Annotated in this window: 7 protein-coding genes; 5 read left to right on the top strand and 2 right to left on the bottom strand. The window is 44.5% G+C overall.

Features of this window, described 5'->3' with window-relative positions:
- Position 1 precedes the first annotated feature (1 nt).
- The 5 genes from ABD943_RS03365 (at position 2) to ABD943_RS03345 (ending at position 10,396) form a co-directional block, all read left to right on the top strand.
- Complete coding sequence (locus ABD943_RS03365) at positions 2-1,378, top strand: DUF1329 domain-containing protein (protein ID WP_345291769.1); 1,377 nt, start codon at positions 2-4, stop codon at positions 1,376-1,378.
- Between the two features lie 64 nt (positions 1,379-1,442).
- Entirely contained in the window at positions 1,443-2,471 is a 1,029-nt protein-coding gene (locus ABD943_RS03360) for a WD40/YVTN/BNR-like repeat-containing protein (RefSeq protein ID WP_345291768.1), read from the top strand.
- Positions 2,461-5,082: an efflux RND transporter permease subunit gene (locus ABD943_RS03355; RefSeq protein WP_345291767.1), complete on the top strand. Its 2,622-nt coding sequence runs from the start codon at positions 2,461-2,463 to the stop codon at positions 5,080-5,082. The genes ABD943_RS03360 and ABD943_RS03355 overlap by 11 nt, the downstream gene beginning before the upstream one ends.
- Positions 5,083-5,221: 139 nt before the next feature.
- Positions 5,222-10,060 carry an NAD-glutamate dehydrogenase gene (locus ABD943_RS03350; RefSeq protein ID WP_345291766.1) on the top strand — a complete coding sequence of 1,613 codons (4,839 nt, stop codon included), beginning with the start codon at positions 5,222-5,224 and terminating at the stop codon, positions 10,058-10,060.
- Between the two features lie 168 nt (positions 10,061-10,228).
- The gene (locus ABD943_RS03345; RefSeq protein WP_345291765.1) at positions 10,229-10,396 is read left to right on the top strand and encodes a hypothetical protein; all 168 of its coding nucleotides are present in this window, start codon (positions 10,229-10,231) and stop codon (positions 10,394-10,396) included.
- Positions 10,397-10,440: 44 nt separating this feature from the next.
- Here ABD943_RS03345 and ABD943_RS03340 read toward each other — a convergent pair whose 3' ends face one another.
- A complete protein-coding gene (locus ABD943_RS03340) occupies positions 10,441-11,199 on the bottom strand; it encodes an SDR family NAD(P)-dependent oxidoreductase (protein WP_345291764.1) in 759 nt (252 codons plus the stop codon).
- A 96-nt stretch (positions 11,200-11,295) separates the two neighbouring features.
- On the bottom strand, positions 11,296-13,032 hold the full coding sequence (locus ABD943_RS03335) for a BatD family protein (RefSeq protein WP_345291763.1): 1,737 nt from the start codon (positions 13,030-13,032) through the stop codon (positions 11,296-11,298).
- Positions 13,033-13,035 lie beyond the last annotated feature (3 nt).

Genomic DNA, 13,035 nt, shown 5'->3' with positions numbered 1-13,035 from the left:
TATGGCTAAGATTATGAATAAATGGTTATTGGCGAGTGCAGTCGCTTCAGTACTCTTTTCGGGAGTAGCTTCTGCAAAAGTCACACAAGAAAAAGCTGCCCAGTTAGGTGGAGATGTTTATACCCCAATGGGCTCGGAAAGAGCAGGTAATGCAGATGGCTCTATCCCAGCTTGGACCGGTGGTATTCAGCAAGCTCCTGAGGGTTATGAGGTTGGGGACCACCACCCTGATCCTTTTGCTGAAGATGAAGTTGAATTTACGATTACGGCTTCAAATTATAAAGAGTACGAAGATTTTCTTACGGTAGGTCAGGTTGCGTTATTCAAGACCTACCCTGAAAATTATAAGATGAACATCTACAAAACTCGTCGCTCAGCGTCATTCCCACAGAATATTTATGATGCAATCAAAGCAAATGCGCCGCGCGCAGAATTGATTGAAGGTGGTAATGGTATTAAAGGCGCTTCTATTGGTGTTCCATTCCCATTTCCTGAAAATGGTTTACAGTTAATTTGGAACTCAATAACGCGTTATCGCGGGGTTTCGGTAGAGCGTGAAGTTGGCCAAGCAACGCCTTTGGCTGATGGTGATTATGTTCTAGTAAAGCTGAAAGACGAATTACACCACATCTACAATGAGCCAGACATGACGCCGGAACAATTGGCTGAAGGTAACGTCCTGTTTTTATTCCGCCAAATCGTTGAAGCTCCAGCGCGTCTAGCGGGTACAGCATTATTGGTTCATGAAACCATGGATCAGGTTGCTGAGCCACGTAAAGCTTGGACTTACAACCCGGGTCAGCGTCGTGTTCGCCGTGCTCCAAATGTTGCTTATGATGCACCGGGTACAGCATCTGATGGCCTACGTACTACTGATGATTTTGATATGTTCAACGGTGCTCCTGACCGTTATAACTGGACAATCAAGGGCAAAAAAGAAGTTTATATTCCATACAACAACTATAAGCTTCACTCTGATCAAGTCGAGTATGACGAAATCATTAAGCCTGGCGTTATTAACCAAGATTTAGTGCGCTATGAAAAACACCGTGTATGGGTCTTAGAAGCTAATTTGAAAGAGAACACTCGTCACCAGTACAAGAAACGTGTTTTCTATATTGATGAAGACAGCTACCAGATCGTAGCCGAAGAAATGTACGACGAGCGTGATGAGTTGTGGCGTGTAGCGATGGCTTACCCTATCAACTACTATGACGTACCAACCTTATGGTCGACATTGGAAACTTACTACGATCTTCCTTCTGGCCGTTACCTAGTGATTGGCCTTGATAACCAAGAAGATATGTATAACTTTAATGCAGACTTCAGGGGCTCACATTTTACTCCATCGGCGCTGCGCAGAATCGGTCGTCGATAAACACTACACAAGCGGTCGGGTTCACCGGCCGCTTTGCTATTACTATCAAGAAAATACCAAAACAATGAAAACTGTCCTACAAGTTCTAATAAGTGGCTTGGTCCTAGTGGCATCAATGATACTTCAAGCAGGACCTGCCGTAATCGCTCCAAAAGCTAAAAGCTCGCTCCTACTCGACATCGTTAAAGTGTCTGATGAGCGCTTCGTTACTGTCGGTCAACGGGGCCACATCCTTATCACCGATGATAGCGGCCAGACGTGGCGACAAGTCCCTGTTCCTGTTGATGTGAACCTAACAGCTGTTGACTTTCTTGATGACAAGCGCGGTGTGGCAGTTGGTTTTGATCAAACCGTATTGTTGACGACTGACGCTGGGGAAACTTGGGTGCTCAGTCATCAAGAGGTCTCGAACCTACAGCCAGCATTATTTAATGTTCTCTATACCTCAGAAGACAATATTACGGCTATTGGTTCCTATGGTCTATATCTAGAGAGCACAGACGGTGGAGAGACTTGGGAAAACAGAGAAATTGCCAGTCTGAGTGATGTGTATGATGGTTTCAGTCACTTTTATGACCTCGAACAACTGTCTGGCGACACTTGGTATATGGCTGGCGAGAAGTATATTGCCGAAGCCGATGAGATGGGTGAAGAGTTTAGTAAAGGCATGATTGCGGTAACAAAGGATGCTGGTGAAACATGGCAAAAGCTGGATTCGCCTTATGAGGGTTCTTTCTTTGGTATTTCGGTTAATGGCAGTGATATTTATGTTTATGGTTTGAGGGGGAACTTATTCCACTCAAATGATGATGGAGTGACTTGGACGTCGATCCGCTTACAAAATGAAGCGGGTTTACACGATATGTTAATCACGCCACAAGGTGAGTTAGTGCTGGTTGGTACCGGTGGTGTGTTGGTGACCAAGAAAGGCAATGATGTATCCATTCGTAAGCGAACCGATCTTAAGGGGCGCGCTGCGCTAGTTGGCTTAGGTGACAATCGATTCATTATTGTGGGAGAAGGTGGTGTTGAAACGTTTGACGCTGTGAGCTCTAAAAAATCAGTAAAAGAAGGTCAAAAAGATGGCAAATAATAAATTAGAACCTTTTGTTAAGTCCCTGTTATTTTCCAAGCGTGCGATATGGGTTGCTCTTTTTGCCATCGTAACTGTGGTAATGGGATATTTCGTCTCTCAACTCAGAATTGATGCAAGCTTCGAAAAAAATATTCCGCTGAAACATGAGTACATGCAAACGTATCTGCAGTACCAAGAAGAGTTTGGCGGTGCCAATCGAGTATTTGTCGCCTTAGAAGCCAAAGAGGGAGAAATTTTCTCCGAAGATTTCTTTGAAGCGCTACGAAAAGCTGATGATCGTGTTGAAGGCATTGAAGGCGTTAATCAGTCTCAGGTCCAATCATTATTTTCACCGTCTGTTCGTTACATCGAGGCAAGCGAACAGGGCTTAGAGGGTGGACCTGTTATTCCACCTGAGTTTGAGCAGGTGAGTAAAGACGAAGCTTTCGCCAAAGTCCGTGAAAATATCCTAAAAGCGGGGATTCGAGGACGCTTAGTGTCTAACGACTTCACGTCAGCCATGATTTCAGCTCAGTTGTTTTCAGAGTATAACGACCCTAATGCTGAGTTAGAGTTAGATGCTGATGGGAATGCACTGTCACAGATGGTGCAAACAGACTATGTGAAAGTTGCACACCAGCTAGAGACGCTGCGTACGGATATCGAGGCAGAATACCCTAACGTTGAAGTTCATATCATCGGCTTTGCCAAAATGATTGGCGATGTCAGTGATGGTGCTGGCAATGTCATTTTCTTCTTCTTGATTGCCTTTTTGATAACTGCGCTATTGGTTTTCTGGTACTCGCGTTCTATCAAACTAACAATATTGCCGTTATTGACTTCGAGTGTGGCAGTTGTTTGGCAGCTAGGTATTCTGACAGCCATGGGATATGGCATCGATCCGATGTCCATTTTAATTCCATTCTTAATCTTTGCGATTGGCGTCAGTCATGGCGTACAAATGATCAACGGCGTGCAACATAATGTGGGCAAAGGCTTAAAAGTATTCGATGCCTCTATCGTTGCATGTGCAGGTTTGATTGTACCGGGTGGCGTCGCGCTACTCAGTGACACCATTGGCTTCCTGACGTTGCAGTTGATCGAAATTGATATAATTCGCGAGCTTGCCATTACAGCCAGTATTGGTGTGGCCGTGCTTATTCTGACTAACCTAATACTGTTGCCGCTGCTGATTTCGTACACGCAGTTCAGCGATAAGTTTGTCAGTAATGTTCAAAAGCGAGAAAAGTCTCACGAAGTGATTTGGCATAAGCTAGCGGTGTTTGCTAAACGGCCAATGGCGACGGTAGTTGTGGTGGTCGGTATTTTGCTTGGACTGCTGGGCTACTGGGGATCACAGAATATGAAGGTCGGTGATCTTCATGCGGGTGCTCCAGCATTAAAGCAAGATTCGCCATATAACATCGACACAAAGTTCGTTACCGATAAATACTCCATCGGAACGGATGTCATTTCAATCTTGGCGGAAACACGCGAAGATGGTTGTACCTACTACAATATTATGGAAACCATCGATGACTTCCAGTGGCAAATGGCCAATGTTGATGGAGTTCAATCGACCTTAAGCTTGCCTCAAATTTCTAAAATCGTTAATGGTTTGCTTAGCGAAGGAAATTTGAAGTGGAAAATGCTACCGAAAGATGAGGCTGTCTTGCCTTATACCATCGCCCGAGTTGAAACCAGTACAGGATTGCTTAACACAGGGTGTAGCGTGATGCCGGTGATGGTGTTCTTAAAAGACCATAAAGCTGAGACCATTGAGCGTGTGGTGAGCTCGGTTAAATCATTTAAAGCAGACTATCTTGCTCAAGAAAAGTCGAATGTACTGTCTGCTATTGACGCTAATTTCGCCAACCTTGAAGAAGAGCAAAAAGAATCCATTAAGAGTCGCTTAGACGGACTGATGACCGAATACGCAGACCTGTCTTACAGTGACGATAATGACCGACCCACGCTTGAGACGTATGTTGATCAACAGTTACAAGAGTCGACTGATATTACGCAAGAGCAACTAACCGAAATTAAAGCAACCATCAAAGAACAACTGCCTGCGAGTGGTTTTAAACCAGTTAAGTTCCGCTTAGCGACAGGAGCGGTCGGTGTGATGGCTGCGACTAATGAGGCGGTTGAAGCGGCTCAAGTGCCCATGATGATTTGGGTCTATTTAGCCGTGACTCTCTTATGCTTGATTAGCTTCCGCTCGGTTAGAGGTACAATCTGCGTGGTGTTACCGCTGGTCGTGGTGTCTCTGCTGGCGCAAACATTAATGACGTGGCTAGAAATCGGCTTGACGGTGGCAACCTTACCGGTGATTGCATTGGGCGTAGGTATTGGTGTCGATTATGGTATCTACATCTTCTCGCGTATGGTCGGATTTATCCGCGAGGGCCGCTCTGTATCGGAAGCCTATTTTGAAACCCTGAAGTTAACGGGTAATGCAGTGCTATTCACGGGGTTAACCTTAGCGATTGGTGTGAGCACGTGGATATTCTCTGCTTTACAGTACCAAGCTGATATGGGAATTATGCTGACCTTTATGTTCTTAGTGAACATGTTAGGTGCAATTTTCTTATTACCCGCATTAGCTGCATTATTCTATCGCCGTTAAATATCTTTAACTGGTTGTAGCAGTGTGAAAAATGGCACCTTAATCGCAAATTAAGGTGCCATTTCAGTTGTAAATGTCCTAGAATTAGGTAACGTTGAAGTTACGTGATTTCACTCATAATTTATTCTTGGACAGGACAATGGCCAGTGTAAGCAATACTTCCAAATTGTTGGAAAACGTCCAGCAAATCTGCGATAAAAAATTCTCAAAGCGCCAAGCAGAGCTTGTAAAACAATTCTCAGAACTGATCTACTCTAGTGTTTCCGAATATGAATTCAGCGAAAGACGAGCTGAAGAGTATTTTAACTCCGTAAATAGCCTATGGGGCTTTATTCAGGAGTTTGATGGATCATGTAAAGTCAGAGTATTTAATCCTGACCTGAAAAAAGATGGTTGGGAATCGCGAAATACCATCATTGAAATTAACCATCGTGATATGCCGTTTTTGGTTGACTCCATTCGCATGGAGCTCAATCGACACGGTGTTGATGTGTTACTGCATATCCATGTTCCGATGTACGTTAGACGTACCGATAAAGGCAAAATTTCAAAGCTAGACGTTTCTTATAATAAAGGCACCAAAGAAGGTGCGAATATAGAAACGCCGATGTACATAGAAGTCGAACGTATGATCGACCCTAAGTTCATGAAAGCGCTTGAAGAAGACCTTATTAGGATTTTGCGAGACGTTCGCTCAGCGGTTACTGACTGGAAGCCGATGCGGGAGAAGATGGTAAGCATCATTGATGAGTTGGAGTCTAACCCTCCACCAATGCGCCAAGACCGTATTCAAGAAGCTGAAGATTTTTTACGCTGGGTAAAAGAAAATCACTTTGTCTTCATGGGAGCCAGAACCTATGATCTTGAAGGTGAAGGGGATGATTTGTATCTGAAGTCTGTTAAAGGCTCTGGACTTGGTATCCTGGCTGATGAGCGTAAGTATTCAGAATATCAGTTATCACGCTCACCGAAGGGCGCGAGGAAATTAGCTTTATCCACCGATCATATATTGGTGCTCACTAAAACCAGTACCTTATCAACGGTACACCGTTCGAGTCATGTGGACTATATCGGTATTAAACGCTTCAATGATAAAGGCGAAGTGATTGGAGAGCACCGCTTCTTCGGTCTTTTCACCTCTGCCGCTTACAACATGGATCCTCAGCTGATTCCCGTATTGCGTAAGAAGATCAACAATGTGCTGACTGAGTCTAAGTTGAAGCCTGGTGGTCATGACTATAAAGCACTTAAAAATATTTTGGAGACTTATCCTAGAGATGAGCTTTTCCAAATTCCAACCTTAAAGCTGCTTAATGTGGTGATGGGTATTTTACATATCCAAGAGCGCCGCCAAGTTAGAGCCTTCGTTCGTCGTGATCCTTTTGGGCGCTATTTTTCTGTTCTGACATTCGTTCCAAGAGATACCTATAACACCAGAATTCGCTTGAAGATGACGGACATTCTATCAGAAACATTCGACAGTAAAGGTGAAATTGAGTTTACAACATACTTCTCGGAGTCGAATCTTGTAAGGACACACTTCCGTGTCCCGGTTGAGAATACAGAAGCCATTGAGTATGACATAGACCAGCTTCAGACAAAGTTAGAGAAGGCGGCCTTGAGTTGGGAAGAGGTGTTATCTGACGAGATTAACAAGCAATTTGAAGGTGAAGAGGCCGCGGTTTTATTGAAGAAATATCGCGAGGCATTCCCACCTAGCTTCCAGAATCAGCAGAGCGTCGACTCTGCCATGATCGATATTAAGAACATTGAAAACCTGAGTGATGATTGGCCACTGGGTATGTTTTTATATCGTTCTGGAGATGACCAGTCATTACGATTTAAGCTCTATCATAAGGATACGCCTCTGCCGCTGTCTGCCGTGATGCCAATGCTTGAAAACATGGGCTTAACGGTCATTGATGAGACCCCTTACGAAGTTTCATCAGAGTTCCTAGGCGACTACCGAATTTTAGACTTTGATGTTCGTTACGAAGAGTCTGAAATTGATGTTGAAACTATGCGTGACAAGTTCCACAAAGCATTTGGCAAAGCCTGGTATAAGCAGGCTGAGAATGATGGCTTTAACCGCCTGATTCTTACCGCAGGATTGGATTGGCGTCAGGTCGCGGTATTGCGTGCTTATGCAAAATACATGTGGCAAATCAACTTCACCTTCAGCCAAGTTTACATCGAGCAAACGCTGGCTCAATACCCCGAGATAGCGACAGGCTTAGTGGAATTGTTCGAACTGAAGTTCAATCCTCATGAGGAATACAGTCAGCGTAAATACGCACTCAAGAAAAGCCAGTTATTGAAAGATGTACAAGACGTTGAGAGTTTGGATCAGGATAAAATTATCAACAAGTACATTGAACTGATTGAGGCTTCTCTTCGAACCAATTTCTTCCAGCCTGATGAGCAAGGTAAAGATAAGCCTTACATCTCATTCAAGCTCAACCCAAGCATCATCACGGATATGCCGAAGCCGGTACTGATGTATGAGATCTTTGTCTACTCGCCACGCGTCGAAGGGGTTCACCTTCGTGGCGGTAAAGTAGCGCGTGGTGGTTTGCGTTGGTCAGATCGACGAGAAGATTTCCGTACCGAGGTTCTCGGCTTGGTAAAAGCTCAGCAAGTCAAAAACTCAGTGATTGTTCCTGTCGGCGCAAAGGGTGGCTTTGTTTGTAAGCAGCTGCCTAATTCAGGCGGTCGTGAAGCTTTCTTTGCAGAAGGGGGTGAGTGTTATAAAACTTTTATCAGAGCACTGTTGGACATCACTGATAACTATGTTGAGGATAAGCTCGTTCATCCTCGCGATGTTGTGGTTCATGATGAGGCTGATGCGTACCTCGTTGTTGCTGCCGATAAAGGTACAGCAACATTCTCGGATATTGCAAACAGCATTTCAGAAGAATACGGCCACTGGTTAGGTGATGCATTTGCCTCAGGCGGTAGTAATGGCTATGACCATAAGGCCATGGGTATTACGGCGAAAGGTGCCTGGGAATCTGTTAAGCAGCACTTCCGCGAAATGGGCGTTGATTGTCAAAACGAGGATTTCACTGTGGTTGGCTGTGGTGATATGTCCGGGGATGTTTTTGGTAACGGTATGTTGTTATCAAAACATATCCGCTTACAGGTAGCATTTAACCATATGCATATCTTTGTTGACCCTAACCCGGATGCGGCAACCAGTTATAAAGAGCGTGAGCGTTTATTCAAAATGCAGCGTTCTGGCTGGAATGATTATGATCAAAAGCTTATCTCTAGCGGTGGTGGCATATTCGAAAGAAGCGCTAAGAAGATTGAGTTAACGCCTGAAATACAAGAGATGCTCGGTGTTAAAGCTAAATCGTTAGCACCAAATGAGTTTATTCATGCTGCTCTAAAAATGAAGGCTGATTTGTTCTGGAACGGCGGTATCGGTACTTACGTTAAGTCTTCCAGTGAGACTAATCAGCAAGTGGGTGATCGTGCAAATGATAACTTGCGAGTTGATGGTAAAGACATGCAGGTTAAGGTCATCGGAGAAGGTGGTAACCTTGGCTGTACTCAGTTAGGTCGTATCGAATATATGCAGCATGGCGGACGTGCCAATGCAGACTTTATCGATAACGCGGGCGGCGTTAACTGCTCAGATAATGAAGTTAATATCAAAATCCTCCTTAATGGCATTGTTGCTGATGGCGGATTAACCGTTAAACGCCGTAATAATTTACTCGCTCGTATGACGGATGAAGTGTCGGATATCGTCATCAAAGACAACTACCGACAAACACAGTCGATCAGTATTACGGAATCGAGAGCGCCATCAATGGTTAAAGAGCATATGCGATTTATCCATGGCTTAGAGAAAAATATTGGCTTAGACAGAAGCCTTGAGTTCTTGCCTTCTGATGACGAACTGCTGGAACGGGAAGCAAACGGTCGAGGTTTGACTCGTGCAGAGTTAGCCGTGCTACTGGCTTACGGTAAAATGGGACTGAAAGATTCGTTGCGTATTCCTGAAGTGACTGAAAACAGCTATTTTGAAAGTTATTTACTGGAGTACTTCCCTAAGCCACTTCGCAAAAACTATGTCGACAACATGACTAAGCATCCTTTGAAGGATGAAATTATTGCCATGTGTTTAGCCAACGAAATGGTTAACTTGATGGGCACAAACTTCGCTTTCCGTGTGATTGATGAGGTCGGTGCAAATATTGGTGAAGTAGCGCAGTGCTACGTTATGGCAAAAGAAACATTTGACCTGACGGGTTTATGTGAAAGCATCGAAGCGTTGGATAATAAGGTTCCTGCGGCAGTTCAAACGAAAATGATGTTTCAGGCTCGCCGTATTGTTCGCCGTGCGACTCGTTGGTTCGTTCGTAACCGTAGTAAAGACCAATCGATTGACGAGGTTGTTAACTTCTTCAGAAAAGGCGTTTTAGAGCTTCAAAAGAATATTCATAAGACACTTGAAGCGAAAGAAGCCCAAGGAATTGAAAAGGACATTAAAGAGTTGGTCGAGCAGGGTGTTCCGGAGAAGTTGGCGAAACAGGTCGGCTATCTCAGTACCATGTTCTCATCAATGGATATCGTTGAGTTGTCGACGCAATATGAGCTGCCTATTCTTAGCGTTGCAGAGGTTTACTACAAACTGGGTGCAGAGATTGATTTGCATTGGTTCTTGAATCAAATTATTGCCCAGCCGGTGTCCAACCATTGGCAAGCGTTTGCGCGTGCTGCTTTCCGTGAAGAACTGGATTATCAGCAGCGTAACTTGATTGAAGCAGTATTGCCTTTGACGGCTAAATACAAGTCTCCTGAGACGCGTATTAAGCACTTCTTGGCCGATCACGACGATTTACTGTCTCGTTGGAGTGAGATGGTTAGTGACTTTAAACAAAGCAATACGCATGAGTTTGCTAAGTTCTCGGTGGCATTAAGAGAGCTGCAAATTCTGGTGCAACGAAGTCATCGCTTAATAAAGTGATAGTACTCACAAAACCAAAAAGCCCGAGAAATCGGGCTTTTTGGTATCTGGACAAGCAAAAAAGTGTGATTTGCCATAATTCGCCATAATTGATTCATTGAAACTTCAGATTCCTTTGTTCTACTAGACTCACCAAAACAAAAGTTATATCAATTTCAGGAGTTAGATATGTGCGTACTCGTAGTGCCGGATGAAATGAAGCAGTCTAAGCAATATACGGAAATGTTTGAAACCCATTGGCAGGAACAGCAAAAAGATAAGCGTGAATTAGTTGCAGACGAACGCGGTCAAGATCGCTCATTTTTAAACATGGTGAAAAAAAGCACCAAGCAATAAGCTGGTGCTTTTTTCTTACTGAACTAGAGGCTAGAAGCCTCGCTTTATTGCAGCCTTGCTGCAGCGTCTAAGCGGATAGTGGTTCCGTTTAGATAAGCGTTCTCAGTAATGTGCTGAACAAGATTTGCATACTCTTCTGGAGTCCCGAAGCGAGAAGGGTTAGGAATACCAGCAGCAATTTGCTCGCACACTTCTGGAGTGATTTTTTCCATCATCGGTGTTTCGAACACGCCTGGAGCAACTGCCATCACTCTCACTTTAATTCGCGCAAACTCACGTGCTAGCGGCAAAACCATACCCACAATGGCAGACTTCGTAGCTGAATAAGCGGTTTGGCCAATTTGACCTTCGTAAGCTGCAATCGATGCGGTATGGATGATGACACCGCGCTCACCGTTAACCTCTTCATTTTCTTGCATATGACGCGAAGCAGCTCGAGTCAGCAAAAAGCTACCAACTAAATTAATATCGACAACTTTCTGGAAATAGTCTGCAGGCATAGGGCCTTTTTTGCTATGAATAAGACCTGCGCCTAAAACACCAGCGCAACCAACGGCGAGGTTAATGCCGCCCATAAACTCAGCTGCTTTGTCTGCGGCTTGCTCGACATCGTTCTCTTTGCTGATATCCGTAGCAATAAAAGTCGCGTTATCGCCAAGCTCTTTGGCAACAGCATCACCTTGCTCTTGATTGATATCCAGCAAAGCGACTTTACCGCCTGCTGCAATAATGTGCTTAGCTGTGGCCAAACCTAGGCCTGAAGCGCCGCCACTGATTAACGCTTTTGATTGCGAAAAATCCATAGTCTATGTACTCATTGTTATCGTCATTTAAAGCCAAGCATTGTACCAATCCCTGCGATACATGCCAATTGACCCCAGGGTGGTTACTTAACGACGCTAGCGGTCGGTGTTGTATAGCTCAGGTAATCTTTGCTGAGTATTTTTCATTGTTGAGGATTTAAAACCTGCGAGTAAGTGAGCCAATTTCTGCCCCTTCCAGCTTTGGTTTCCTTGTTTAGAGTAGCAATGTTGCTGTAACCGCTCTAGCTCTTTGGCTAGATCACTTAGCTCATGAGATTCGCAGAAAGCGATAAACTGCCTGATATTGGTGGCAGAAACATTAGTTGCCGCTCCCCGTAACCAGGCGCTTAAGCATTGGATTGTCGCTCGAGGGTCATTGGCTTTAGCAGCTTTAATGGCGCGCTTTAAACTAGCACTCAATGCTTCATCATCGCCGGATCGATCTTGATTTAGATCAGAAGCCTGCGGATACGCCGGTTGTGATTTTTGTCGCATTAATAAAAACAACGTCAGCAACCATAAGATACCGAGTGCGAAGGTAATATATTTCCAATAGTTCTGCTCATTGGTCAGTAGCGTTTGTTTTTCTTGTGCCTCTGGCTCTTGCTGTGTAGCAATTTGTTTACCTTGTGGAATCACCGTTTGATTGTCATCACTGGTGATTTGCTTACTGCTTTGCTGAACTTGAATGGTTTGAGCGGGTAGAGTCGCATACTCCTGCTGATCCGTCTTGACGTTCCACCAAGGGACTTTAATTTCAGGAATTGTAATCTCACCTGACTCACTGGGAATGACGGCAATTTTTTCAAAATGGTAGCTGTTCACCCCAAAGCGGTTGATGCGCTGACGATACTGGGGCGTGTCACGATAGATGGTAACGCCCTGTTGCTCAGGAAAGGTGACCGAGGGAAGTTGCGTTTTAAGCAGCCCGGTGCCTTTGATGATAAAGTCGAGGTTTGCGGGATCACCGACTCTAAATGTTTGGTTTTTTGGTTGCCACTCGGCCTCAAGTTCCAACTTAGTCGCTGGAAGCCAAGGCTCAGCAGCATTTTGCGGTTTGGGTTTAACATTCACCGTGTATTTTTGTGTGCTTAAACTTAATGGCTTGAGTTGTGAGCGCTGCCAGGGTGAACGCCCTTGGCTCTCTTCTAGAACGGTAGCGCTGTAAGTCATCGGCTCAATGGTCATTTCGCCGCTTTGCTGAGGGAAAATGGCATAGCGTTGTTCTACCACTCGAAAATCATTACCGTCTTTGACAACATCAAAAGCTTTGCTATCACCAAGTTGCTCAACCAGCGCATTGGTCACACGAATCGGCGTGATTTGTTGGTTTCGAGCGACCACTGAGCGATAGATTCTCACCGTGAAAATCAATTGCTGTTGTACATAGACCTCAGTATCACTGAGGTTGGCGCGGAGCTTGATTTTGGCGTTAGTGGTATCACCAAGATCATTTTGCTCAGGTAAAATGCGAATAGTGAAGGGCTCTGAACGTTCGTTCCCGATACTCAAAGCTGGAATGGTATACGTTCCAGCGCTGGTTGCCAGAAGTTCAAAATCCCAACCCATCTGGGTGATGTATTTGCCATTGTTTACGATGCTGTTGTTGTATTCTTGGCGACTGCGGATTGTGATTTCTTCTGGAATGAAATTGACATTCGCACCGGCTCTTAAGGTGCTTGAGTCTTCTACCCGAACTCGCAAATGAAACGTTTCATTTTCATGCACATCACTTCTATCTAATGATAGAGTAATTTCAGCGTTAGCGCTTTGGCTCAAGGTAATACTCGCTAATAGGAGCAGGCTAGATAAGATTCGTGTTATCAATGTCATAGG

It is taken from the genome of Kangiella marina (genome assembly GCF_039541235.1).
GTDB classification, from domain to species: Bacteria; Pseudomonadota; Gammaproteobacteria; order Enterobacterales; family Kangiellaceae; genus Kangiella; species Kangiella marina.
Note: the sequence above shows the minus strand (reverse complement) of the source record. Positions and strands in the feature narration are given on the sequence as shown.

Bases quoted from the DNA above. Each gene is read 5' to 3' on its own strand.
- ABD943_RS03345 (WP_345291765.1), top strand. From the start codon at position 10,229: ATGTGCGTACTCGTAGTGCCGGATGAAATGAAGCAGTCTAAGCAATAT.
- ABD943_RS03360 (WP_345291768.1), top strand. From the start codon at position 1,443: ATGAAAACTGTCCTACAAGTTCTAATAAGTGGCTTGGTCCTAGTGGCA.
- ABD943_RS03335 (WP_345291763.1), bottom strand. From the start codon at position 13,032: ATGACATTGATAACACGAATCTTATCTAGCCTGCTCCTATTAGCGAGT.
- ABD943_RS03355 (WP_345291767.1), top strand. From the start codon at position 2,461: ATGGCAAATAATAAATTAGAACCTTTTGTTAAGTCCCTGTTATTTTCC.
- ABD943_RS03340 (WP_345291764.1), bottom strand. From the start codon at position 11,199: ATGGATTTTTCGCAATCAAAAGCGTTAATCAGTGGCGGCGCTTCAGGC.
- ABD943_RS03350 (WP_345291766.1), top strand. From the start codon at position 5,222: ATGGCCAGTGTAAGCAATACTTCCAAATTGTTGGAAAACGTCCAGCAA.
- ABD943_RS03365 (WP_345291769.1), top strand. From the start codon at position 2: ATGGCTAAGATTATGAATAAATGGTTATTGGCGAGTGCAGTCGCTTCA.